Origin of the sequence: Acinetobacter sp. YQ_14 (genome assembly GCF_043102985.1) — a bacterium.
Taxonomy (GTDB): Bacteria; Pseudomonadota; Gammaproteobacteria; order Pseudomonadales; family Moraxellaceae; genus Acinetobacter; species Acinetobacter venetianus.
The window spans coordinates 101,680-127,347 of record NZ_JBICJJ010000024.1 but is presented as its reverse complement, the minus strand read 5'-3'; the positions used below and the strand labels follow the sequence as shown (position 1 = coordinate 127,347).

Here is a 25,668-nt window from a genome sequence, read left to right as displayed (position 1 = left end):
TCATCGGTTTAACAAAAAAACAACATCTAAAATTTGGGCAATGATACCAACAATTTACATAAGGTTATAGGGGCGTAAATTGAACTAAAGCGTATAAGAGTATGATTATTTGAGGGAAATTGCATTCATAGTAAACATAAATGGATGATAGTTTTATAAATTTTTCAGAAAAGATATTGAGCTGAATCAGTGGAATAATGAATATATATTTTTCTGAATTTTATATCTAAATAATGAATATAGAATTTATTTTTATGCATTTTCAGGAATAAAAAAGCCTTCCGAAGAAGGCCTCTTTAGAGAATGGCTTATTCAGCTTTTTCACGTGCAATTGCACGATAGCCGATGTCGCTACGGTATTGCATACCCGTGAATGTCACTTGACCACATACTTCTAGCGCATTAATTTGGGCTTCGAGTACAGTATCACCTAATGCTGTGACGCAAAGTACACGTCCACCCGCAGTAATGATATGACCATCTTCGGTGGTTGCTGTGCCAGCATGGAAGATTTTTGTATCTTCAGGAGATTGTCCGATACCAGAAATCACATCACCTTTACGTACAGTTTCAGGATAACCTTCAGCTGCAAGTACAATACCAATTGACTTACGTTCATCCCATTCAGCTTCGCTTGGTAAGTTACCATCAATACCAGCTTCAACTAAATCAACAAGAGATGATTTTAAACGCATCATAATCGGTTGGGTTTCTGGATCACCAAAACGACAGTTGAACTCGATCACACGAGGTTGACCTTGTTCATCAATCATTAAGCCTGCGTATAAGAAACCAGTGTAAACATGACCATCAGCAGCCATGCCTTCAACAGTTGGACGCATAACTTCATTCATGACACGTTCGAAAACGTCAGCAGTTACAACAGGAGCAGGGGAATAAGCACCCATACCACCTGTATTTGGACCCTGATCACCTTCAAAGATACGCTTGTGATCTTGTGAGGTTGCCATTGGAAGAATATTTTTACCATCAATCATGCAGATAAAACTTGCTTCTTCACCAGCTAGGAACTGTTCGATCACAACGCGAGAACCTGCATCACCAAACTTGTTACCTGCAAGCATGTCATCAATTGCAGCAAAAGCTTCTTCGTTGGTCATTGCAACGATAACGCCTTTACCTGCCGCGAGACCATCAGCTTTAATAACAATTGGCGCGCCATTTTGTTCTACATAGGCTTTAGCTGCATCTACTTCTGTAAATACATCATAAAAAGCGGTTGGAATATTATGGCGTTTTAAGAAATGCTTAGCAAATGCTTTTGAACCCTCAAGCTGCGCAGCATATTGAGTTGGACCCCAAATTTTAACACCCGCTGCACGAGCAGCATCAACAACGCCATTGACTAACGGTGCTTCTGGACCAACAACCACCAGTGCAACATCATTGGCTTTAGCAAAATCAATGATCGCTGGGTTGTTTAAAATATCAAGGTCAACATTTTCACATTTGTCTTCTGTTGCTGTGCCTGCATTACCCGGTGCAACAAAAATTTTAGCCACTTTCTGATCTTGTGCGATTTTCCATGCAAGTGCATGTTCACGGCCACCACTACCCAAAACTAAAATATTCATTATTAAGTTATTTCCCTTTTCCGTATTTAAGAATATACCTGTTAAGAATAAAAAAGTCCCTCTAATGCGACTAAGGCATCGCAGAAAAGAGGGACTTCGGGGTATTAATGACGGAAGTGACGCATACCCGTGAATACCATTGCAATACCAGCTTCGTCAGCTGCTGCAATTGTTTCTTCGTCACGCATAGAACCACCCGGTTGGATGATACATTTGATACCTGCTTTTGCAGCATTATCAATACCATCACGGAATGGGAAGAATGCGTCAGATGCCATTACTGCGCCTTCAACCACTAAACCAGCATGTTCTGCTTTGATTGCGGCAATACGAGCAGAGTTCACGCGGCTCATTTGACCTGCACCAACACCGATTGTTTGACGGTTTTTTGCATAAACAATTGCATTTGATTTCACGTATTTTGCAACTTTCCAAGCAAAGATAAGGTCATCAATTTCTTGTTCAGTTGGCGCACGCTTAGTTACAACCTTAAGGTCGTCTTTCGTGATCATGCCTAAGTCTTGGTCTTGAACCAACAAACCGCCGTTTACACGTTTATAGTCGAGTTGTGGAGCACGAGCATCAATCGCTGGAAGTTCACCACACACCATCACACGGACATTCTTTTTCGCGCCTGTGATTTCAAGTACGCCATCAGCAATGCTTGGTGCGATGATCACTTCAACGAATTGGCGATCGACAATAGCTTGTGCAGTAGCCGTGTCTAATTCACGGTTAAATGCAATGATGCCACCAAAAGCAGATTCTGGATCAGTTTCATAAGCAAGATCGTAAGCTGCTTTGATGCCATCTAATGAAACTGCGACACCACAAGGGTTTGCATGTTTTACAATCACACAAGCAGGTTTTGCAAAAGATTTAACACATTCAAGTGCTGCATCAGTATCTGCAATATTGTTATAAGAGAGTTCTTTACCTTGTAATTGCTTCGCAGTAGAAACAGATGCTTCTTTTGCATTTTCTTCTACATAGAATGCTGCATTTTGGTGAGGATTTTCACCGTAACGTAAATCTTGTGCTTTATTCAATTGAGTATTGAAAGTACGAGGGAATAAGTCAGCTTCACCTTCAACTTTACCAACACGCGCACCTAGATAAGACGCAATCATGCCATCGTATTGAGCAGTGTGTTCAAATGCTTTAACAGCTAAATCGAAACGCGTTTCGTATGACAATGAACCATTTGCTTTTAATTCAGAAATGACGCTGTCATAGTCAGATGCATTTACGATAATACCCACAGAAGCATGGTTTTTCGCTGCTGCACGAACCATTGTCGGGCCACCGATATCAATATTTTCGATTGCATCAGCAAGAGAGCAGTTTGGTTTTGCAACAGTTGCAGCAAATGGATAAAGATTCACAATCACAAGATCAATCGGATCAATATTGTGTTTTTGCATCACAGCTTCGTCCAGACCACGACGAGCTAAGATGCCACCATGAATTTTTGGATGAAGTGTTTTTACACGACCATCCATCATTTCTGGGAAACCTGTATGTTCTGAAACTTCTACTACGGCGATGTTGTTGTCTTTAAGCAACTTATATGTGCCGCCTGTAGATAGGATTTCTACCCCAAGAGCTACAAGGTTTTGAGCAAATTCAACGATTCCAGTTTTGTCGGAGACAGAGATTAAAGCACGTTTGATAGTCATGATTTTAGTCAACAATTTGAAGTCTACAGATTAAGCATAAAAAAATGCCCACGAGAACGTGAGCATTTTATCAATTATTCACTCATTAAACCGTGAGCTTTTAACTTTTTACGTAAAGTTCCACGGTTAAGGCCTAAAATCTCAGCGGCACGTGTTTGGTTGCCACGAGTATATTCTAAGACCACAGATAAAAGAGGTTTCTCCATTTCTGCTAAAACCATGTCATAAACTTGAGATGGTTGCTCACCTTGCAATTGTGCAAAATAATGACGAACTGCGCGATCTACATGGATGCGAAGAGCGACATCAGATTGAGCCGTAAAAATAGGAGATTTGCTATTCATGCGTGTTAATCCGAAAAATCAAATATCGCTTGGGTAAAGCGATATATAAATGTGGTCTAAATTACTGAGCCCTGTTTTAGATCCTAAAACAGTGACTCTAAAACAAAAGGACTATTAGCTTGCCACAATTCCTCGATTTGTGTAAAAAATAAGCGTAACAATAGTTAAATATTTGTTACTGCCTACTTTCAAAAACAAAAAAACCAACAATGCGCTTATGGGATAGAAGCACAGTTCGTTTAACGATTTTATTGTCTATAAATAACGAGGAGTATGTAGGTCAAAGCATTCGTGGCGCGTATCATACCACTGTCTGTGAAAAAGTGAGCAAATTAACTGCACTTTTTTTTGTTTTTTTGTCACTTTTTTATGCTTTTAGGGCTGTACAATTTCTAAACTATAGTCATCAAAGCTATTTTTGCTTTTTGGAATGGTAAATTCGAATCTAAAAGGACTGTTTGATGGAATACGTTGAATCATTTTTAGACTGTCTACAAGATAGTCTTGTGGCTTCAATGTGATGTCGGTGATGGTTTCACCCTTTTCTTTTAGAACAACTTTAATAGAAGGAATCAAAATGCTGTTTTCATGGTGATTGATTAGCACGCCAGAAAACTTGGTTTCATCTTTGCTGATACGTTTTACTTTTACTTTCTCAAAACTGAGATACTTATATTGTTCGTCTAAAGTTTTGCAGGTCAAAATACCGCATGCATAATTGAAAATTCGATTCAATGCTGGGCTTTCATGCATAAGCTTTGGATTGAACCACAATATTTGAAAAGCAAATACAAGAATTAAAACAATATTGCCGATTCCCCATAAAGAGTAATAAAGCCATCCGTGTTGTTTGGTATTTGGCTCGTGCTCTATTAATAAGGCATCTTCCGAAAGATTTAGGTTAGGAAGGGCTGTAACGGGTTCGGTATTAAAGTAATTTAAGTTATTTAAATAAGTCAGTAAGTCGATATTTGAGTTTTCAATTTTTTGATCAAAAATACTTAAGATCTGCATTTGTTTTTCTGCAAATGAGCTGTCTGGTTGTATTGATGAAAAGAGTGAACGGTTCGTAGTGCTAGGAACCGTTTCATTCGCCTCTGAATCTAAAAGATTGGTCAATGCATTGAAGTTGATCATGCATTTTGGGCAACAAACCATACCCTGAGCAACGCTGAGTTGTGAAAGGGTCACTTTGTACACAGTTGAACATTTGGGGCAGCGGGTCTGTTTTTCACTCATAAGAAAAAGTATTCTCAAATTGTTGTTTTGCGTTTTCCTGAAATGCGACACCAGTTTTCTTCACGCTTTTCGATGTCTAATATATCAAAAAACTCAGAGTAAACACTAGAAACATCAGCAACTTGCTCTTCGATTACACCTGCAAGTGCGAACTCTCCCTCACTTTTGATTAAAGTTGAGAATTCAGGCGCTAGTGCCATTAGTGGTGCAGCTAAAATATTTGCTACTAACACATCAGCTTGTTGTTGATTGAACTCCTGATCAAACTCTTCAGGTAGACCAACGTAAAGGCGATCAAGTACGCCATTTAATTCTGCATTTTGTTTTGTTGCCAACACAGCTTGTGGATCAATATCGGTTGCATAAACTTTTTTAGCACCAAGTAACAATGCTGCAACACCCAAAATACCTGAACCACAACCATAATCGATGACAATTTTGTCTTTAACATCGGTTTTGCCTAACCATTGTAAGCATAAGAAGGTGCTTGCATGGTTACCTGTACCAAATGCTAAACCTGGATCAAGTTTGATGTTTGTCGCGTCTGCTTCAGGTGGTTCTAACCATTCTGGCACGATCCAGTATTTCTCACCGATTTGGATTGGCTCGTAATAATCCATCCAAGCACGTTCCCATACTTGGTTTTCCAAATACTCATGGCGCATTGGAACATCTGGAAGTTGAGCTTTTAAGAAAGCTTCTAAAGTATCAACGTCGATTGGATCTTCTTCGTCTTGTTGGTAGATCCCTGTAACGATAACTTTATTCCAAAGAGGGGTTTCGCCTGGTAGTGGTTCAAGTAAAGCCTGATCTTCTGCATCGTCTAAAGTCACACTGACAGCACCTAAAGAAAGAAGCAATGTTTCGGTGAGTTCAACTTGATTTTGATCAACAGTAATATGAATTTGTAGCCAGTTCACAGGAAAACCTAAGAAAATATATTTGCGATTATTGTAATAGATTCATGACCATGAAAGGGACAATAAAATAAGCTGATTACAAATTTAAGGCTATTTTTTTAGAAATTAAGCTATCTATGTATTCAAAATCCATAAAAAAGGATGCATTTAAGCATCCTTTTCTGAAAATATAAGTTTATGGAGCAGTTTGATCCATATCACCCGATGGTGCCATCATTGCTGGTGGTTGCTGCATCATTTGATGTTGCATTGGTGCCTGCATCGGCGCGCTTACTGGACGAGGTGCAGATTGTGTTTCTGAAATCTTACTTTGTGTTTCAGGCATTGCATTGTTTGCAGGCATTGGTGGTTGGAATACTAATTTACCTGCGTCATTTGGTTGACAAACACCATTGAAAATTACACCTTTTTGAGCAAAAGAAACCATATCACCTTGTTTTTTGCTCTTACATACTTGCACATACTTTTGAGCGAGTTGGTCTGTGTTTGATTTGGTATTTGCATGTGCCGCTACTGTTGTGAAACATAAGCCACAAATTAGCGATGATAATAAAAGCTTAGTGTTCATATCATTTTCCTAAAGTATTTGTTATGCATTATCTAGGATAAGAAATTCCTTAAATAAAACAGTGGTGTTCAAGTTACCGATTATGGGGCGCTATGTTAACAGTAGGGTTGAATTGCAACATAACGTTACTTTTTGTGTATTTTGTGGTCATTTCAACGGAGTGTTAAAAACAAGAATATTGACTGTTTTTGTCAATTTAATGGAAAACTCCTGTATAATACTCTGTCATTTTTTGAATACACATTTACCACTATGCACTATCCTAAGGTTTACGACGTTATCGTAATTGGTGGCGGTCACGCTGGTACGGAAGCGGCACTTGCTGCTGCACGTATGGGAAGACAAACATTATTGTTAACGCATAATATTGAAACTTTGGGGCAGATGAGCTGTAACCCAGCGATCGGTGGTATTGGTAAGTCACATTTAGTACGTGAAATTGATGCGTTGGGCGGCGCAATGGCGTTGGCTGCTGATAAAGGTGGTATTCAGTTTCGTATCCTAAATTCACGTAAGGGTGCTGCTGTACGTGCAACACGTGCACAAGCAGACCGTGTCCGTTATAAAGCTGCGATTCGTGAAACCTTAGAAAACCAAGCAAACTTGGATATTTTTCAACAAGCGGCTGATGACCTGATTGTTGAAGGTGATACGGTTAAAGGTGTCGTAACACAAATGGGTATTCGTTTTGATACCAAAACAGTTGTGTTGACGACAGGTACATTCTTGGGTGGTGTGATTCATATTGGTTTACAAAACTCAAGTGGTGGTCGTGCAGGTGATCCACCTTCGATTGCACTTGCTCATCGTTTACGTGAACTTAAATTACCAGTAGGTCGTTTGAAAACAGGTACACCGCCACGTATTGATGCACGTTCAGTTGATTTTTCAGTCATGACTCCACAGCCAGGTGATTTTCCATCACCTGTGATGTCATTTATGGGTGATGTCTCTATGCACCCAGAACAAGTCAATTGCTACATTACACATACGAGTGAAAAAACCCATGAAATTATTCGTGGTGGTCTAGATCGTTCTCCGATGTATACAGGTGTGATTGAAGGCGTAGGCCCACGTTATTGTCCATCGATTGAAGATAAAATTCATCGTTTTGCAGATAAAGATTCGCATCAAGTTTTCCTTGAACCTGAAGGTTTAGATACACACGAGCTTTATCCAAATGGTATTTCAACGTCATTGCCATTTGACGTACAGTTTAATTTAGTCCGTTCGATCCGTGGTATGGAAAATGCGCATATCCTACGTCCAGGCTATGCGATTGAATATGATTATTTTAACCCACAAGCATTAAAATTCACGCTCGAAACTAAAGCGATTCAGAACTTATATTTCGCTGGCCAGATAAATGGTACGACGGGTTATGAAGAAGCGGGTGCACAAGGTTTACTTGCTGGTTTAAATGCTGCGCGCCGTGCGTGGGAGCAAGAAGAATGGACGCCGAAACGTGATCAAGCTTATATGGGCGTACTCGTTGATGACTTGATTACATTAGGAACGAAAGAACCATATCGTATGTTTACCTCACGCGCGGAATATCGTTTGATGTTGCGTGAAGACAATGCAGATCAGCGTTTAACTGAAATTGGTCGTGAGCTTGGTTTAGTTGATGACGAACGTTGGGCTGCTTATAGTGAAAAAATGGAAGCAGTTGAGCGTGAAACTTCGCGTCTACAACATTTATGGGCAGCACCAAACAACCCAATGGGTAAAAAGTTTGTTGAAATGACAGGTGCTGATTTAAGTAAAGAATGTAGTGCAATTGATTTGCTTAAGCGTCCAAACATTAACTTCACTCAAATTGCTGAATTAACAGGTTCTGAGGTATCTCAGCAAGTTGGTGAGCAGATTGAGATTGCTGTGAAATATGAAGGGTATATCAACCGTCAGCACGAAGATGTCGCTCAATTAAAGCGTCTTGAGGAAACCCGAATCCCTGCTGATTTTGAATATGATGATATTTCAGGTTTGTCTCGTGAAATCACATTGAAACTAAAAACAGTACGTCCAGAAACGTTAGCACAAGCAAGCCGTATTCCCGGTGTGACGCCAGCAGCAGTTCAATTGCTGATGATTACGATTCGTAAAAATAATATGGCGAAGAAAACAGCTTAATTTTTATTGAATAAGTTGGTTTTGCTAAAAAGCCTAATCTTTATGATTAGGCTTTTTTATTGCTTAAACTTCTCTAAAGTGCGACTTCAATGCCTTGGCTTAAATTGAATTGATCTGTTTGTGTATTCTTATCAATTTTAGCAAATGCTTTCGGAAGTAGACGTCGTGCAGTGCGATTTACTCTTTTTTCTAACCATAATGGCATTTTAATCGCTAAAGGATTTGTTTCGGTATCCGATACATCAGTTAAAACACGAGTCCCCATGATGTAATCAAACCAAGGCTTAGTTACACACCAGTTTGCATTTTGATTGCTAGTCATGTGGTGATCATAATGCCATGGGATGCGCTTTTTGGCATATTCTGGATCAAGATGAGATTTGGCATGAACTTTCCAATAATTCCAAATGCCATAGTACAAACCCGCTGTAAAAAAAGGCGCTACTGGTAGAAACACTGTTGATGCAACGGTTAAACCAATTAAAGCTGATTTTTCATTATACATTTCTGAATTTTTAAACATAGATTCAGCATAGCCTTCATCATGAAAGTCATTTAGACGTGCACGTTTGTGATGGGCAATATGGGTAAAGAAAGGGCTATTTCTATTTTTGCTTGGGAACTCATGTAACCACACTTTATGAAAATACCATTCCATGCCATTTGCAACGAATATACCTACTGGAAAACCAATCATGTAAAAAACCTCTTAAAACATGAATTGGATTTTAGAAAAAACAATAAGTTTTCTTTTGACTGAACTGACAGTTTTATATTGCCGGCTTAATCAAATGCAGATTGCTTACGTTGTCTATATGCAGTAGGTGTTTCTCCGGTCCAGCGCTTGAATGCTCTAGAAAAGGCAGAGGGTTCAGAAAATCCTGTTAAATATACGATTTGATCAATTGTTTCTTGGGTTTGTGATAAAAGTCGTCGAGAAAGGCGTTCTCTATATTGTGCAATCACTTTTTCATAGCTGGTATTAATCAGTTGTAAATCTGCTCTGAGGCTTCTAGCACTTCGATTTAAATGTTGAGCTACACAATTTTGATCGAATTCACCTGACTCCAATAAGCCACTTGCTAAAATTCTTTCTATTTCGGTAATTAGTTGATGTTTATCTAAAAGCTCAAGTTGTGATTTAGCATGATGCTCATGAATTTTTAATAATTCAGGTTCGTAAGCGGGTGAGGGTTGATCCAATAGTTTTCGATCAAAACAGATTGCACCCTCAGTTTGTGCCAGTTGAACCTTACATTTCCATATTTTTTGATATTCTTCAGAACAAGCACCCTCATTGTAGGGCAGCCAAATTTCTAAAGGCGAAAAAGTATCTTGACTAATATATTTGAAAAAATTTAAAAAAATTCCAATCGCACATTCAAGGTAATGTCTTACAGGGTGTGTTAAACCTGAGATGATCATATAGTCGCTATTTGATTCATTCAGTTTAAAGGACATTGCATCCGTAAGTAAGGCTTGATAACGAACAGTTCGTTTTAATCCCTCACCAAATGTTGGGCTGCTCAAAAAAAGATATTCAATTACTTGACCGCGAAAGGCGGGTACATTTGCGCCGACATGTAACCCAATATCTTGATCATGACTAATTTGTTCCGCAGCTTGCCAAAAACGTTGTTGGGTTGAATTGTCACGTCGAACAAATTTATCTGGGGGTTGGTCAGGTAAATGCACACTAGCAAAAATTGCTGCTGCATCTAAATCCATCTTTTGCATGGTTTGATACACCATCCACAAAAAGATGCCTGCATCGCTGGTTTTTCTTGAGTGCATAAAAGAACATAAATACGAGTTTTAAAATCAATATACTATGCTCTTTTCATAATGGAAATGAATTACCTTTTACTTAAATATGGCTATTAAGCTATTCATTGGAAATATTTTTGTTTGAGTTAAAGCAACACAAGTTAAAGCAATCAGTCTTTATTACGATTTAATCTAGTTGTTCCAAAACGAGTGTTTTAATTTTAGTTGCTTTTTCAAAATGATTTAATTGATGTTCCATAATCCACCAATGTGCTGCTTCCATAAGCTGCTCAGGATCATCATTTTTATTGGCAAAAAATGCATAAAAAGATAAACCAACATTACTGCCTTTTTTGGCAATTTTATCATCACATACTTCTATGATTTTAGTTCTCAGTTCTGTACGCATCTAACTCTTCAAATCTTCATTAATGGGTAATTGCATCATAATATACGTAGAGCAGAACATAAAAGAATGTGAAGTTTAAGAGGGGAAGTCTTTCGTATAAGTGATGATTTAACAGTTAAATTGTAGTAGCTAACCGATCATACATAATATTTAAGTCTCTAAAATTAGAGTTTCTTTTAAAGCGTTATTTGAAACGATGGAATACCTTCAGTTATCACTTCTGAAGTTTGAGGAGGGGGAGAGGAAGATCAATCGTCTTGTTAGCGGCAAGGGGTAGAATTTATACTGAGCGATAAAGAACTAAGAATACTCAATCTTCCATATTAGAGTGGATGTTTCATTAGAACCCTAAAAAAGATTGAATTATTTTGTGCGTAGCCGAATGTAAAATTGTTTAAAAAGAATCGAATTTAAAAAGAATAACACATGGATGTTAAAAATATTTTTGGCAATTTTTTACTCACTGTATCCGCTCTATCTATCTCATCTGGGCGATAAATAAGCACTAAAAGCAAAAAATAGACTTGAAGATGATGAAAATGAGAATTATTTTTATTAAAATTGTATCGTTTTTATATTTTTAAGCTTTTTTTAATTTTTATTTGAGTTTGGATATTTTATGAGTCTCTCGATACCTAGTGCACATACTAAGCCTGTTTTTAAGTTCAGTTTACTTACGGTGATGCTGATCCAAGCGCAATATGCGATTGCGAACGAAGAAAATATGCAAACAGCTGTTATGCCTACAATTAAAATCGAGGCGATGAGTGAGCTTGATCCAATCAAAAGTTATATTGATTATGAACAGGCAAGTGTGACTCGTAACGGTCTTAAGAAAAAAGATATTCCCCAGACCATTGATACCATTGATGTTCAAAAATATAAAATCTATGGAGCCAATGATCTGAGCGTCATGTTGCAAGGAACACCGGGTGTTTCTACGAGTTATGACATGCGTGGAGATGGGATTAGCCTAAGAGGATTTAATGCAGATACTGGTGATATCTATCGTGATGGTATTCGCGAAAGTGGGCAGGTGCGCCGTAGTACTGCTAATGTTGAGCGAATTGAGATTTTAAAAGGTCCTGCCTCAGTACTTTATGGACGTAGTTCTGGTGGCGGTGTAATCAATATGGTCAGTAAAGTTGCCAATTTTGATTCTAAAAGTTCTGTTGGTATTTATGGTGGATCATATGATAACTATGGTTCAACAGTTGATCTAAACCAAGTATTAACGGATAACGTGGCTGTACGTTTGACTGGCGAATATGGAGAATCAAACAGTTTCCGTTCAGGCATTGAAAATAAAATCGAAATGTTGTCTCCAAGTTTTACTTATAAGAATGATGATGGACTCACTTGGACGATGCAATACACCTATGACAAATTGCATCGCGTTCCAGATCGCGGACCTGAATTTTCTGAGCTTCCAAAAGGAACCTCGATCAAAACAGGATTTTCTCAAAAAGGCGATTATGTCGATGACGTATTACAGATAGCCCGTTCAGACTTGAATTATGAATTCGCGCCGAATTGGAACTTTCATTGGGCTTTAAGTCATCGTCAAGCTGAACAAAACTTTGATCACTTTTATTCTGGTACATATTGTCAGACTGATCAGACAGTAGTAAAAAATATCGGTTCTTGTGATGGGCATGCAGGGGAAATCTCTCAAATTTATTATTGGCAACAAACAAGTAATAAGACCACCAGTAATAGCTTTGATATTCGTGGTGAATTTGATACAGGTCGCTTAAAGCATAACCTTCTAGTGGGTGCAGATTGGACCTATGAGCAACGTGAACCAAAACTCGCAAATAAAAATCAAGATGGTTCAATTCTGTGGGGATATGTCAATCCATTGACAGGTGGGCGTTCTAACTCACGAGACCGCGGTGATTTAAAGCTTAATACGCATAACTATAATCAGAGTGAAGCTTATGGCTTATTTATTCAGGATTTAATTAGCTTTAATGATTATTTCAAAGTCATGCTCGGTGGGCGTTATGATTATTTCCATTCGAAGACAACAAACCGTTTGAAAGATAGTAATGATCTAGATTATCAACGTAGTATTGATGGTGAAAGTTTTAGCCCGAACATCGGTTTAATTTGGCAACCAATTGAAAGTCAAAGTTTCTATGCGTCTTATAGTAAAAGTTTTGCACCATTTGGGGGGAGTGTTGGTGTAAATGTAGTGTCTGCAAATACAAACTTAGATGCTTTTGATGCAGAGCCGCAATACAACGAACAATATGAAGTGGGTGTTAAAAGTGATTGGATCAATGATCGTTTAAATACTCAACTTTCTGTATTTGATATTCGTAAAAACAATATTCGCTATAAGCCTAATCCAGATGATGAGCCAAATGTCTGGGCTGTCGGTGGGCAACATCGTTCTCGTGGTGTTGAATTTAGCTTCATTGGGCGTGTGTTGGATAATTTATTTGTTCGTGGTGGTTATGGATATAACGAAGCCGAAGTTACAAAGGATAAGGAGAAACCACAGAATATTGGTAAAGTACTGAATAACGTGCCAAAACATACAGGTAACTTATTTGTACGCTATTTGCCGACAGATAAAATCTATACAGAGGTTGGTGCAACTTATGTAGGTGATGCAACAGTCTATGCACGCGGTAATTTGGATAATGATCCTATGTCATTTGATGGTTTTACTCGAGTAGATGCGGCAATTGGTTACAGTGCTGATCCTTGGAATGTAACGATAGCAGTGAATAATTTAACGAATAAAGAATATTGGCGCTCAGCATCAATGCCGGGAACACCGCGTAATTTCTTAGTTCGTTTAAACTATCAATTCTAAATATCTAAATTGTTGCAATACGGAACATCTTTGCTCTTTGAGCAAAGATGTTTTTTTAACTAAATGTAACAGCTTTATATATTGATAAATCAACCAATTGGTAAAATTTAGCTATACAAAATCTTGCTATCTAATTGAATTATATAAAATGCTATTGCTTTAAAAACTAGATTATTCTAGTATTTATTTGGATATAAAATGTACAGAACCAATTTGTGAAAGGTTATATAATTGTGACTTATTGCTAATTAGTGGTTGTTGAATGTTAACTGGTTCTCATTTTTGTTCTATTTTGTTAGTATTAAAGAAAAGCATACAATTGAGATAATAATAATGAAGATATTACTTGCACTATTAGTTGTTTGTTCCGTCTTTGTTTTAGGATATGCATCATATGCGGATGCCCAAAACAAAAAGCGGGAAGAGCTTATTAAGATTGTCAATGATGCTGAGCATAGTTTAAATGAGATCCAACATAATCCTAACTATGTAAAGCACAATACGCATTTGTCTTCTTATAAGCAAAAGAGTTGAATTTTGCTTGATCATCTAATCAAAAATTAGGTGACTCAGGATGAATGGATTGTTTATGCTTTTTTTATGCTGTGATACTCAAGTTTTGATGAGAATCTGTTAAAATATTTACCATTAAATAAAAAGCTGCATCTCGTTATGCAGCTTTTTACGTTTTGATATCGGAATCAAATTTATACCTATCGTCTGCGTAGCAAGTGCAATATTGGCATATAGATTGCTTTATTGTCTTGTATACCTTTTTGTGTACATTCAAAAAACTATTTGAAACACAAGCGTATAGATTTCAAATTCTACGATCTTAGATTTTAACAGGTGCTATGTTATGACAACGCCTAATGCTTCGGCTGGTTTGTTAGAACGCTTATTTAAGTTGAGCGATAATAAAACCAACTTTAGAACAGAAGTTCTAGCTGGTGTAACTACATTTTTGACCATGTGTTACATCATCATTGTAAACCCACTCATTCTTTCTGAAACAGGAATGGATCATGGCGCTGTCTTTGTAGCGACTTGTTTGGCAGCCGCAATTGGCTGCTTGGTCATGGGGATTGTTGCAAATTATCCAATCGCACTTGCACCAGGTATGGGCTTAAATGCTTACTTTACCTATTCAGTGTGTTTAGGCATGGGGGTGCCTTGGCAAACTGCTTTGGCGGCTGTGTTCGTTTCAGGTTTGGTTTTCTTAGCGATTAGCTTTTTCAAAATTCGTGAAGCAATCGTGAATGCAATTCCTATGTCGTTAAAGTTTGCAATCGGTGGTGGTATTGGTTTATTCCTTGCTTTGATTGCACTTAAAAATGCTGGAATCATTGTAGATAATCCTGCAACTTTAGTGGGTTTGGGTGATATCAAACAGCCTACAGTTTTATTGGCACTATTTGGCTTTTTAATGATCGTTGTGTTACACCAGTTTAAAGTGCGTGGCGCAATTATTATTAGTATCTTGGTCGTAACAGCAATTGCAACAGCAATGGGTTTAAATGAATTCAAAGGTGTTGTGGGTCAAGTTCCTTCTTTAGCACCAACCTTTATGCAAATGGACTTTGAAGGTCTATTTACGGCAAGCATGGTCGGTGTGATTTTTGTCTTCTTTATTGTAGACTTATTTGACAGTACAGGGACTTTGGTTGGTGTTTCACATCGTGCTGGCCTTCTTCAAGATGGAAAATTACCACGTTTGAAGAAAGCGTTATTTGCTGACTCTACTGCTATTGTTGCAGGTGCTGCCCTAGGTACATCATCTACCACACCATATATCGAGTCTGCTTCGGGTGTTGCAGCGGGTGGACGTACAGGTTTAACAGCGGTTGTGGTTGCATTCTTATTTATTGGATGCTTATTCCTTGCACCATTGGCTCAATCTGTACCAGGTTTTGCGACTGCACCAGCTTTGTTATTCATCGGTGTGTTGATGATACAAGGGATTACGCATATTGATTGGGATGATATTACCGAAGCTGTTCCTGCATTTCTAACCATCGTATTCATGCCATTTACTTATTCAATTGCAGATGGTATTGCAATGGGCTTTATTAGCTATGCGCTAGTTAAATTACTGACAGGCAAAGCAAAAACCGTTCCATATATGGTTTGGATTATTGCTGTTTTGTGGGTATTCAAATTCATCGCATTTGGTGGCTAAGCAAATCGTTGCTATTCATTTATTATTCTCTTTGTGAAATATTTTCTCAAAGAGAACCCTAAAAGGGTGTACTCGTTCAGGTAACACCCTTTTTTATTTAGACGCGGAGTTTATATGAATCAAATCGAGCTGATTCGTGCTTTACCAAAAGCCGAATTGCATGTGCATATTGAAGGGACTTTTGAACCAGAACTGATGTTTGCAATTGCACAGCGTAATCAGATTCAGATTCCTTATCAATCAGTTGAAGAAGTGAAACAAGCTTATAACTTTCACAATCTTCAATCATTTCTAGACATTTACTATGCAGGTGCAAATGTACTTGTTCATGAACAAGACTTTTATGATCTAGCTTGGGCATATTTTGAAAAATGTGCTGAAGATCGAGTTGTTCATACAGAAATGTTCTTTGACCCACAGACGCATACTGAGCGTGGAGTTGAATTTGCAACAGTATTGGCGGGTCTAAAACGTGCTTGCACAGATGCAAAAGAAAAATTAGGGATTAGCTCTCAGTTGATCATGTGCTTCTTGCGTCATTTAAGTGAAGAAAAAGCATTTGAAACACTTGAGCAAGCATTGCCATTTAAAGATGACATTATTGCAATTGGACTGGATTCAAGTGAAGTTGGTCATCCACCATCAAAGTTTGAACGTGTTTTCGCTAAAGCCCGTGAAGCAGGATTTTTGATTGTTGCACATGCTGGTGAGGAAGGTCCTCCAGAATATATCTGGGAAGCACTGGATTTACTCAAAGTGAATCGTATCGATCATGGTGTACGTTCAGAAGAAGATGAGCGTTTGATGACACGTTTAATTTCTGAAAAGATGCCGTTAACGGTTTGTCCACTCAGTAACTTGAAATTGTGCGTTGTGAAAGATATGGGCGAACATAATATTCGTCGTCTATTACAGAAAGGTGTACATGTTACTGTTAATTCAGATGACCCATCATATTTTGGTGGTTACATGAATGATAACTTTATTGCGATTCAAGAAGCGTTAGCACTGAGTCATGATGAATTAAAGCAGCTTGCGATCAACTCTTTTGAAGCTTCGTTTATTTCTGATGAAGAAAAGCAAAAGTGGATTGAAGAAATTAAAGCCATTTAAAATAAAAAAACCGCATTATGCGGTTTTTTTTATGCCTTTATATTTATTTAGGTTGACGTAACATACTCAGCAAGACGTTATCTTTATCAATCACATGGTGTTTAATCGCAGCCAAAATATGCCCAGCAACTAGTAGACCTGCAAACCAAGATAAATAAATATGCAGCGGTTTTACAATTGCAAGTAGATCGGGATTATCTTGTACTAAACGAGGGATCTCAAATAAATATAAAACAGGTGCAGGATGACCAGCACTCCAACTAAACAAACAACCCGTAATTGGTAGAGCTAATAACATTAAATAAAGGAATAAATGCCCTATATGCGCTAAGCCTTTCATCATTGGTGACATCGTTGCTGGTAGCTTTGGTGCAGGATGTGTGTAGCGCCAAAAAATACGAATAACAACCAAGAAAATAATTGTTGTTGCTATATTTTTATGTAGGGTAATGACAGTTCCCTTAAATCCACCATCGACTTCATAGCTTAAAAAGTTTCCGCTATAGAATCCGATCAGCCATGCGGTAATAAAAATAGCAGCCATGAGCCAATGCAAAACTTGCGCCGTGCGTGTGTAATATTGTGCTGAGGTTGACATCGCAACATCCTAGCTGTGATATGAGTGATTTGATTTTAATTAGCTCTTTTTATTGCTTATACAGTGTATACGTAACAGAGCGTTTTATGCATGCAACGTTCAATGAAATTTGCCTATTGTTATATTATGTAATATGTCTACAGAGTCAATTGATTAAATCTTTTATTTAGTCAAAATACGCCTGCCAAAATTTTGGATATAGGTCGAAGGTCGTGAAAAAATTATTACTTGTATTGCCAGCACTATTTGCGCTTAATGGTTGTGTAGCACCAAATGCGAATAACACTACAGCTACCACATCTCAACAGTTAGGCATGACAGCATTGAAAGTTGCTGTAAATGCGAAATGTATCAATGAAATAAATAATTTACCAGCTTGGAAAACAGCGACACGTTTGATGACGACTGAACAACGTGAAAACATTCAAACGAATGTTTGTGGTTGCGTAAGTGAGAAAGCTCCAAATAGCGTCACAACAGTAGAATTAGCGACTGCTGCGATTGATCCAACTGCTCGTGCAACAATCGTAAGCCAAGTGGTATCTGAAACGGTAAATGCATGTGTTGCTGAAGCATTGAATAAATAATTAACTCAGTACATAACTAGCAAAGTTGGATATTTCGGCTTTGCTTTTTAATAAAAAGTAAAATTAATACCATTTTTCAATTTTAAATCACGCTTAGATATTCTAGTTTGAACAATTAAAACTCTAATCACATAATTAGGTTATAAATAATGAAAAAGAATCATTTGTTATTCATTCTATCAACATCCTTAACTCTATTGGCATGTAGCAGTGCTCAAAGTGCAGAACAGAGCAAATTAAAATTAGGTACATCTGCTATTGAGTTTGCAGCGCAAACAAAGTGTAGCCATGATATGGATGATTTTGCTGCGTGGAAGGTGGCGAGTCGATTAATGAGTAGTGAATTAAAGAAGCAAAAGAAAAAACAAATATGTAAATGTGTTGGAAAGAATGCACCAACTGTTCTGTCTCCATCTGAACTTGCTTTAGCTGCCGTCGATTCAAAAGCTAGAACAGCGTTAACAGGTGTTGCTGTTGCAAAAACAATGAATGCTTGTGTGTCAGAAGTGGTAAAATAATAAATTAGTGAATAACGTTCAGTTAGCTGCAATCAAGGCAGCTAATTTTTTGTGGAAAAGATATGTTTGTTGCTGGTGTAGATGAAGCAGGGCGTGGGCCATTGGTAGGTTCAGTGGTTGCGGCGGCTGTAATTTTAGATCCGAATAATCCGATTGAAGGATTAAATGACTCTAAAAAATTAACTGAGAAGAAACGAGAAAAACTCTTTTTAGAAATTAAAGAAAAAGCATTAGCATGGTCAATTGCAGAAGCAACTCATGCTGAAATTGATGAATTCAATATCTTACAAGCGACATTCTTGGCAATGCGTAGAGCAGTAGAGGGTTTACAAACTCAACCAGAAAAAGTCATCGTGGATGGTAATCAAATCCCTAAGGGAATCACTATTCCTTGTGAGGCGATTGTTGGGGGAGATGCGAGTCATGCTGAAATTAGTGCTGCTAGTATTTTAGCGAAAGTAACTCGAGATCATCAGATGAAAGCTTTAGATTTACAGTATCCTGACTTTGGATTTGCAAAACATAAAGGCTATCCTACAAAAGCACATTTTGAGGCGATTGCTACTCATGGTGTGATAGATGAGCATCGACGTAGTTATGCGCCAGTGAGAAAAGCATTAGGATTATAAAATGCTTTGCCCAAAATAATTAAAGCGACTGTAAAAGTCGCTTTAATTATTGGAGAAAAATTCTGTGCATTAACGATTGAAGTTATTATTTCGAGTAAAATCGGTATTATCTTCTTCATAAGAAAGTTGATAATCTTGATCAAGATGTTGTAGATGCTCATGCATGGCACGTTCATGTTGGATACGTTGGTAAATTTCCTCACGATGCACAGAAACTTCTTTTGGAGCATTTACACCAATACGCACCTGATTGCCTTTTACGCCAAGCACAGTAACACTGACTTGATCCCCAATCATTAATGTTTCTCCGACACGACGGGTCAGAATCAGCATGTTTATCTCCTTGCTAAACGCTTAAACTTGCGACAGGGAATTCATTTTAGAAAGCACAGCCTTAATATACAGAAAATTCTAACAGAAATATGTAAAAAACATTCTTTTTCGTAAGTTCTGTTGGAACATCCTGAAAAACCTCACGGATTAATATAACAGAGCCACTGTAGGAAAAACTATAGTGGCTCTGTTTTTTTTTGCTATTTACTTGAAAGTAAATATGTTTAAGCAGCTATTAATTAAGCACGCGCACTGCTTTCGCCGTGTTCACGGTCTAAGCCAAATGCAGTGTGTAAACAACGAACAGCAAGCTCTAAATAGTTTTCTTCGATCAATACAGAAATTTTAATTTCTGAGGTAGAGATCATCAAAATATTGATACTTTCATCAGCTAACGCAGTGAACATTTTGCTCGCAACACCTGCGTGTGAACGCATACCAACACCAACGATAGATACTTTAACGATGTCATCACGAGTTACAACTTCACATCCTTCGATGCTGCTTGCAGTTTGCTCTAGGATAGCTTTTGCTTTAGCTAAATCAGTGCGATTAACTGTGAAAGTAAAATCAGTCGTGCCATCTTCTTCAACATTTTGGATAATCATATCCACTTCAATGTTGGCATTGCTGATTGGTGACAAGATTTTAGATGCAATACCTGGCTCATCAGGAACACCCAAAATAGTAAGTTTTGCTTCGTCACGGTTAAATGCAATACCTGCAATGATTGGTTGTTCCATATCGTCCTCTGCCTCAGTCGTAATTAGTGTGCCTACGTTTTGTTTGAAATCTTCATCAAATGCGCCATCATCATCATTATCAAAACTTGATAATACACGCAGTGGAACTTGATATTTACCTGCGAATTCAACAGAGCGGATTTGTAAAACTTTTGAGCCTAAAGATGCCATTTCTAGCATTTCTTCAAAAGAGATACGGTCAACTTTCTTCGCTTTTGGTGCAACACGCGGATCAGTCGTGTATACGCCATCAACATCAGTATAAATTTGACATTCATCTGCTTTAAGTGCTGCTGCAAGTGCTACACCAGAAGTATCCGAACCACCACGACCAAGTGTTGTTGTATTACCTTCAGCGTCAAAGCCTTGGAAACCTGCAACGACCAGTACGCGACCAGCATCTAAGTCCTTTGTCATCACATCAGTATCAATAGATTCAATACGTGCTTTGGTGAAAGCACTATCCGTTTTAATACCGACTTGGCGACCTGTATAAGATTTAGCTTCTACACCAATTGAGTTCAGTGCCATAGCTAACATGGAAATCGTTACTTGTTCACCCGTTGACACCATTTGATCTAATTCACGTGGGTCAGGGGTGGTGGTAATGGCTTTAGCAAGCGCAAGTAAGCGGTTTGTTTCACCACTCATTGCAGACACGACAACGACCACCTTGTGACCGTGATCATGCCAACGCTTGACACGACGAGCAACATTTAAAATGCGCTCAGGAGTACCCATAGAAGTACCGCCATATTTTTGAACGATTAATGCCATATTGCCTAAACCCTTGTAATAAAACAGGTTAAGTTTATTCTTGCTTCCTGAGATTTCTATTATGTACACGCTTATGTACACAAATTAAAAGACTGAGTTCTTAGCAAGGTACGAATTCGGGTCACAAGTATATAGTAAGGGTTATACGCTAACAATCATAGAAACGGTGGAAAACTATCAAGTTTACTGATTGTTAGCTTTTATTCTACTTATATAGCTTTTTGACTCATTTCCAAATTACTGCACTTTTGTTCCCATTCCATTACATCAGTTGAAAGATAACGTTTCATAGTTCCGCCATCGGATTTTAAAACTGGGGCAGGGAATGGCAGTCCCCAGGGGCTTTTAATTTCCCAGCGGTTTAGTGTGCGTTTGGTTATTTTAAACATCTCACACACACTATTAGATGTTATGTATTTATCCATCTAAACCCTCCGTATCTGCTTCTGGCCCGTTTGGAAGATGCATCCAATGTGTAATCAAATCTTGATGCAACATTGCACCTTCTATTGAATCCACAAAACCCAGTATTGTGTACTCTGCGGAAATAACTTCATTTGCAATGTAAATCAAAACCTTTGAACCAAGATCGGGCAGCATGAAATTAACAGAAATCCAAATAGGCAATACAGCTTCATCTACATCTTTCATATTTTCTACAGTCATTAAGTTACCTCCGCGCTTGTTGGGCTGACTCAATAATGAAAGCTTTAACATCATTAAACCGCGATGAATCAATTGCTAATAAACTGTCGATGCCTTGATCTTCGCAAAAGGACATTACATCCCAATTCGCTTGACGTAATAGTTCTTGAATTTCATCCCTTTGCTGATTGGTAATACCATTAAACTCTTGAGGGTTATTCCATTTACCTTTCTGCTTATCAAATTTGCAGCCAAGTTCTTTAGAGCGTTTCAATAATATTTGACGCATTGATTGTGCATATGGATGGTTACTTTTAACTAAATCTTCCAAGCTTTCTGTAAGTTGATTTAGATCACCTGCATGTTCCGCTTCATTACAACTCTGTTGCCAGTTTTCAAGTTCTTCCTGAGCTTTTGAAACGGCTAGTTGGGCAGGGGTAAGTGTATTGATATGATCTTTAGCAGATTTAATAAGATCCGCTAAAAAGGTAGGATTTGTCTTTAAGTCGGGAACCCATACTTCACCAGTCTCACCACCTAAAGCACCTGAGTTTTTAGCGTGATGTGTTGGGCTAGGTTTAAAGTTGATTACCCGTGCATTTTTACCTTCGCCTGTGGTGACTGTAGTTAAGTAGCCCATAATGTCAGCGATACGATAAAGCTCATTTCTATTCTTACCGCCTAGATCTGGACGATAGATGTTTTGGTCTCCATTTTGATCTTCAGAAGCGTGGGCGATGAAAACAACATCTTTACCTGAGCTGATTAGCGAATTTACATATTGCTTGAAGATCTGATTTGCTAGACCTTGTGCTTTAAGCTTTAACGATCCATCCTTTTGACGGTTATTCGCTGTAAGTAGTAAATGAGTTTTGATGTTCTCAAGCATTGCGCCCACAGTATCAATTACAACGGTATTAAATGGTGCTAAATCTTGAGGTGTAAGATCTGCAACATCTTTCCATTGTTGAACTGGTACAACAGATCCTCGGCGTAGCTCACCAGTACGATGTGCACCTTTATCAAAATCGAATGAAATAGCTTTATCACCAGTAAAGCCCAATGAGGTTTTACCTAAACCAGGATCAGCATAAATGTATGTGATAATTGCACTTACATTAAGCGCTTGATCAGAAGAAATAATATTTAGAGCCATGATTACAACCCCTTATTAGATTTAGCGTTGTTATAAGACATGCGTTGATTTGCACTGTACGGTGTGCGCTGAAAACATTCCTTGGAGAACATTTCTGCACGTTCTTTTTTGCGTCTGAAATTAACTTCTTGTTGTAAGTTACGAAGTATCCAAGGCTTAGACTTTAATAAATCAGGATCTACTGGTGTGCCGCCGTTTTCATCTTCAATGCGAATATCAGTAAACTTCCAGTTTGTTGAAAAGGTCTGAGGTCCCAAGCGAACGTGATAACGACCTTGGTCATCGCGGGTAATGAACTCGCGGAAGGGGGTAGTGAAGCGCTTCTTATTCATCAGATCGCCTCCGCCATTTTGTTCTTTTCGATATATGCCGCTAGCTGTGCATTGATGTTGCGGTGATCGTCGTAGATCGTGAAGTCTTTATAGTTGTTGCCGTTAGCGTCAGTAATTTGACCGATCTCAAGATTAATGATGTCTACAGCGGTAAATTCCGAACCAGGAACACCATAACTATCGGGATGTTTATCAAAAACAAACTTTACTGGTACACGGAAACCATCAAGATTAATAACAGCTTCGCCAGTAATGTCAGAAGTAAGTTTTAGTGTCATAACGCCGTAGTAGCTAGGCTTTACGTTTGCTAATGTTGGCTGGCTTGAATGAGCCGCTTGGTAGTCACAAGAAGAAACAGCTGAAGCTATTCCAACGATTAAAAGACTTGCAGTTGCCCATGTACCCAATACAACTTTTCCAAATTGAAAAGCTGAATTGCTTTGAATTGTGTTTTGTTCCATAATCAACCTCATGTGTAGTGAGAAGCCCTGTGTGATGTGAGAGTCGGCAGGGCTTTTTGCTTCTTGCTAGGTAAAGAATACTTTACTATATTTACTTTGTAAAGAATACTTAACTATAAAATTTAAATTAAACTTTACTTTTATGTTTTAATAGACAAAAGAAAACCCACCGCTGGGTGGGTTGGATTGTTGTGGTATTTTGCTTTAAACTTCTTCTAGCTTTCTTTGTTTATCAATTCCCGACCACTCGATTAATTTTTCAGATGCTTCATTTACAGAGTGCTCTTCAACTAAATCAATACCTTCAGAACGTAAGCTCCACTTAAAATTTCCAATTATATCTTTTCTTTTCTTTTTATCTGCGTTACTTAGTAATTCCATATTATGGTCATCTGGAGACAACATAAATAATTTACAATCACTATCTTTCTTTGCATATTTTTTCACTGCTCTTAAATTTTCCAAGGCTTTAAGACAATTTATTTCAACAGTATCAGGTGTTGCATAGACAGTTGAGACTAAGTCTCCGATTTTATTATTTTTTTCAATATTAATAGCAACAGGCAGATTTCTAAACCCAATTATAGAATCACCTACTAATAAAGTTTCATTTCTCGGGAATATCTCTTTATAAATTTCCCCCATTTTACTCTTAATGTAACTTTTAACTTCTGAGTGAAACTTTACAGTCTTAACTGTATGAAACTGCTTTTTATAAGAACTCTTATTGTGATGAGGTAAAGACAGCGGGGCAGCTCTCATTAGAAGCTCCTCAAGAAGGCCGTCAATTGTTTCCCCTTGCACAAAACCACGCTTATCTAAAATTAGCTGAGATGAAAATGACGTTTCATGATTACAGTGTAGAAAATCCTCAAAAAGCTCTATACATGATTTTAAGTAGGTGACAGCTTCAGTACCATATGCACATTCGACTCTTGAGAAATCTTCAATAAATTTAGTATGAACAATGCCATCATAGTTGATAAGAACGCCAATAGATAATTGCTCATTAGTAACCAAGTCAGGTGTAAATCTAACCTGAGTCCAAGTAGCTTGTATTTGTTCTGGAGTGCTTGGATTAGTTATAAACTTTTCTTCAAAATTTTTAAAATTCATAATGTTACCTATTTAGCAACATTGGTTTGCGTTGCAGAAAGCCATAAGTCGCATTTTGCTTCAATATTACCCACTTGTACAGCATTTGTCGCAAGAAAGTCTTGCAATATATTGCTTACATTTTGTACTGGATTCGGTGGTAAACCTACATGAATTTTTTCATCGCCAAGAAAATCATTAATTAATTGACATGCTTCATCTTTAATTGATTCGAAGGAGGATCCATGTTCGTTTTTGACTTCTTCTAATGCATTTAATAAGCTTTCTTTCCAGAAGAGTCCATTAAACTTCTGTTTAAAAATATTTACATACATTTTTTGAAAGTTGCTATTTATTACTGCATTTCTCATGATATCCCAAGGTGACCAATTGTCTCCATAAAGAATACCTCCATGATCAATTAACGTGAACGTTTTATTTGGAAGTTCAAGCAAATTACCCATATTACGATCATTGTTTGCTAACCAGTCATCACACATAATCAGGTTGGGTAGTTTTTCCCAGCTCTTTAATGCTTCAATGACATGAGCAGTTAAGTAACTTTTTAGCTCCGGTGAGTTTGCATTATCTATTTCAATTCTTCTATTGATACCACCTGTATTAGTGCAAACCCACGCATAAGTGACGCCTCTATATTTATCAACTTCAGATGCTTGCGCCCAAACTTCAGGGGTGGTTTCTTCTGAAATTTTGAATTCTAGAAATCCAGCAAGTTCGGGTTGCGGTAGTTTTAATCCGCTTATTAAAAGATAGCCTAGTGCCTCATTCAATAAAGCTCGCTTTTTATTTTCGCCATAAAATTTTATATATGATTCCCTCTGTATTCCATCAGACCAAGTTAGTTCACCTACATGTGTCATAAGGCCCATACAGCCATCTACTGCAGGCCTTAAGTATTTCTTATAATTTGAAAATGGTAAATATTGTAATATCTGACTCATTTGCTCTTCCTAAGTCGATTTTTGATCTGTTGTCATGGCTGTGTCGGGTTCACAGTTTA

27 protein-coding genes are annotated in these 25,668 nt (G+C 37.8%); 8 read left to right on the top strand and 19 right to left on the bottom strand.

Features of this window, described 5'->3' with window-relative positions; genetic code table 11:
- Positions 1-308 precede the first annotated feature (308 nt).
- From purD to ACF8D3_RS13780, 6 genes are all read right to left on the bottom strand, one after another.
- Positions 309-1,595: a phosphoribosylamine--glycine ligase gene (gene purD, locus ACF8D3_RS13805; protein WP_278395877.1), complete on the bottom strand. Its 1,287-nt coding sequence runs from the start codon at positions 1,593-1,595 to the stop codon at positions 309-311.
- A 104-nt stretch (positions 1,596-1,699) separates the two neighbouring features.
- Complete coding sequence (purH, locus tag ACF8D3_RS13800; protein ID WP_392471934.1) at positions 1,700-3,274, bottom strand: bifunctional phosphoribosylaminoimidazolecarboxamide formyltransferase/IMP cyclohydrolase; 1,575 nt, start codon at positions 3,272-3,274, stop codon at positions 1,700-1,702.
- Between the two features lie 74 nt (positions 3,275-3,348).
- Entirely contained in the window at positions 3,349-3,618 is a 270-nt protein-coding gene (fis, locus tag ACF8D3_RS13795) for a DNA-binding transcriptional regulator Fis (protein ID WP_001086304.1), read from the bottom strand.
- A 375-nt stretch (positions 3,619-3,993) separates the two neighbouring features.
- Positions 3,994-4,857 carry a DUF3426 domain-containing protein gene (locus tag ACF8D3_RS13790; protein WP_004878574.1) on the bottom strand — a complete coding sequence of 288 codons (864 nt, stop codon included), beginning with the start codon at positions 4,855-4,857 and terminating at the stop codon, positions 3,994-3,996.
- 14 nt (positions 4,858-4,871) lie between these two features.
- Positions 4,872-5,777, bottom strand: coding sequence for a 50S ribosomal protein L11 methyltransferase (gene prmA / locus ACF8D3_RS13785; protein ID WP_061515744.1), 906 nt, complete (start codon positions 5,775-5,777; stop codon positions 4,872-4,874).
- Positions 5,778-5,952: 175 nt separating this feature from the next.
- On the bottom strand, positions 5,953-6,345 hold the full coding sequence (locus ACF8D3_RS13780; protein ID WP_061518436.1) for a hypothetical protein: 393 nt from the start codon (positions 6,343-6,345) through the stop codon (positions 5,953-5,955).
- Between the two features lie 252 nt (positions 6,346-6,597).
- On the opposite strand from ACF8D3_RS13780, the gene mnmG reads away from it, so the two are divergent.
- Positions 6,598-8,478, top strand: coding sequence for a tRNA uridine-5-carboxymethylaminomethyl(34) synthesis enzyme MnmG (gene mnmG, locus ACF8D3_RS13775; RefSeq protein ID WP_392471932.1), 1,881 nt, complete (start codon positions 6,598-6,600; stop codon positions 8,476-8,478).
- A 73-nt stretch (positions 8,479-8,551) separates the two neighbouring features.
- Here the strand turns inward: mnmG and ACF8D3_RS13770 are convergent, their stop codons facing one another.
- From ACF8D3_RS13770 to ACF8D3_RS13760, 3 genes are all read right to left on the bottom strand, one after another.
- Positions 8,552-9,175, bottom strand: coding sequence for a sterol desaturase family protein (locus ACF8D3_RS13770; RefSeq protein WP_007479214.1), 624 nt, complete (start codon positions 9,173-9,175; stop codon positions 8,552-8,554).
- An 86-nt stretch (positions 9,176-9,261) separates the two neighbouring features.
- Entirely contained in the window at positions 9,262-10,272 is a 1,011-nt protein-coding gene (locus ACF8D3_RS13765) for an AraC family transcriptional regulator (protein ID WP_019384092.1), read from the bottom strand.
- Between the two features lie 160 nt (positions 10,273-10,432).
- The gene (locus ACF8D3_RS13760; RefSeq protein WP_392471931.1) at positions 10,433-10,654 is read right to left on the bottom strand and encodes a DUF6500 family protein; all 222 of its coding nucleotides are present in this window, start codon (positions 10,652-10,654) and stop codon (positions 10,433-10,435) included.
- 619 nt (positions 10,655-11,273) lie between these two features.
- Here ACF8D3_RS13760 and ACF8D3_RS13755 point away from each other — a divergent pair.
- The 4 genes from ACF8D3_RS13755 to ACF8D3_RS13740 all read left to right on the top strand — a co-directional run bounded on the left by ACF8D3_RS13755 (position 11,274) and on the right by ACF8D3_RS13740 (position 16,773).
- A complete protein-coding gene (locus tag ACF8D3_RS13755; protein ID WP_392471929.1) occupies positions 11,274-13,481 on the top strand; it encodes a TonB-dependent receptor in 2,208 nt (735 codons plus the stop codon).
- A 333-nt stretch (positions 13,482-13,814) separates the two neighbouring features.
- On the top strand, positions 13,815-14,015 hold the full coding sequence (locus ACF8D3_RS13750) for a hypothetical protein (RefSeq protein WP_004878590.1): 201 nt from the start codon (positions 13,815-13,817) through the stop codon (positions 14,013-14,015).
- Positions 14,016-14,340: 325 nt separating this feature from the next.
- Positions 14,341-15,660 carry an NCS2 family permease gene (locus ACF8D3_RS13745; protein WP_392471928.1) on the top strand — a complete coding sequence of 440 codons (1,320 nt, stop codon included), beginning with the start codon at positions 14,341-14,343 and terminating at the stop codon, positions 15,658-15,660.
- A 114-nt stretch (positions 15,661-15,774) separates the two neighbouring features.
- Complete coding sequence (locus ACF8D3_RS13740; protein ID WP_007479205.1) at positions 15,775-16,773, top strand: adenosine deaminase; 999 nt, start codon at positions 15,775-15,777, stop codon at positions 16,771-16,773.
- Positions 16,774-16,816: 43 nt separating this feature from the next.
- Here the strand turns inward: ACF8D3_RS13740 and ACF8D3_RS13735 are convergent, their stop codons facing one another.
- Entirely contained in the window at positions 16,817-17,371 is a 555-nt protein-coding gene (locus ACF8D3_RS13735; RefSeq protein ID WP_004878597.1) for a cytochrome b, read from the bottom strand.
- Between the two features lie 212 nt (positions 17,372-17,583).
- Between ACF8D3_RS13735 and ACF8D3_RS13730 the strand changes: the two genes are divergently transcribed.
- From ACF8D3_RS13730 to rnhB, 3 genes are all read left to right on the top strand, one after another.
- Positions 17,584-17,958, top strand: coding sequence for a hypothetical protein (locus ACF8D3_RS13730; protein ID WP_392471927.1), 375 nt, complete (start codon positions 17,584-17,586; stop codon positions 17,956-17,958).
- 149 nt (positions 17,959-18,107) lie between these two features.
- Positions 18,108-18,476, top strand: a complete 369-nt coding sequence (locus tag ACF8D3_RS13725) for a hypothetical protein (protein WP_392471926.1) — start codon at positions 18,108-18,110, stop codon at positions 18,474-18,476.
- Positions 18,477-18,538: 62 nt separating this feature from the next.
- On the top strand, positions 18,539-19,105 hold the full coding sequence (rnhB, locus tag ACF8D3_RS13720) for a ribonuclease HII (protein ID WP_007479199.1): 567 nt from the start codon (positions 18,539-18,541) through the stop codon (positions 19,103-19,105).
- A gap of 69 nt (positions 19,106-19,174) precedes the next feature.
- Here the strand turns inward: rnhB and csrA are convergent, their stop codons facing one another.
- From csrA to ACF8D3_RS13675, 9 genes are all read right to left on the bottom strand, one after another.
- Positions 19,175-19,438 carry a carbon storage regulator CsrA gene (gene csrA, locus ACF8D3_RS13715; protein WP_004878605.1) on the bottom strand — a complete coding sequence of 88 codons (264 nt, stop codon included), beginning with the start codon at positions 19,436-19,438 and terminating at the stop codon, positions 19,175-19,177.
- 239 nt (positions 19,439-19,677) lie between these two features.
- Entirely contained in the window at positions 19,678-20,958 is a 1,281-nt protein-coding gene (locus tag ACF8D3_RS13710; RefSeq protein ID WP_004878607.1) for an aspartate kinase, read from the bottom strand.
- Between the two features lie 209 nt (positions 20,959-21,167).
- Entirely contained in the window at positions 21,168-21,383 is a 216-nt protein-coding gene (locus ACF8D3_RS13705) for a hypothetical protein (protein WP_192414563.1), read from the bottom strand.
- Entirely contained in the window at positions 21,376-21,624 is a 249-nt protein-coding gene (locus ACF8D3_RS13700) for a DUF551 domain-containing protein (protein WP_392471925.1), read from the bottom strand. Before ACF8D3_RS13700 ends, ACF8D3_RS13705 begins: the two co-directional genes overlap by 8 nt.
- Positions 21,625-21,628: 4 nt before the next feature.
- Positions 21,629-22,759, bottom strand: a complete 1,131-nt coding sequence (locus tag ACF8D3_RS13695) for an ATP-binding protein (RefSeq protein ID WP_392471924.1) — start codon at positions 22,757-22,759, stop codon at positions 21,629-21,631.
- 2 nt (positions 22,760-22,761) lie between these two features.
- On the bottom strand, positions 22,762-23,091 hold the full coding sequence (locus ACF8D3_RS13690; RefSeq protein ID WP_192414572.1) for a hypothetical protein: 330 nt from the start codon (positions 23,089-23,091) through the stop codon (positions 22,762-22,764).
- Positions 23,091-23,552 (bottom strand): hypothetical protein, encoded by a 462-nt coding sequence (locus tag ACF8D3_RS13685; protein WP_392471922.1) that lies wholly within the window; start codon positions 23,550-23,552, stop codon positions 23,091-23,093. Before ACF8D3_RS13685 ends, ACF8D3_RS13690 begins: the two co-directional genes overlap by 1 nt.
- Before the next feature lie 204 nt (positions 23,553-23,756).
- Positions 23,757-24,668, bottom strand: a complete 912-nt coding sequence (locus tag ACF8D3_RS13680; protein ID WP_392471921.1) for a hypothetical protein — start codon at positions 24,666-24,668, stop codon at positions 23,757-23,759.
- A gap of 8 nt (positions 24,669-24,676) precedes the next feature.
- Positions 24,677-25,609: a hypothetical protein gene (locus ACF8D3_RS13675; RefSeq protein ID WP_392471920.1), complete on the bottom strand. Its 933-nt coding sequence runs from the start codon at positions 25,607-25,609 to the stop codon at positions 24,677-24,679.
- Positions 25,610-25,668: the final 59 nt, after the last annotated feature.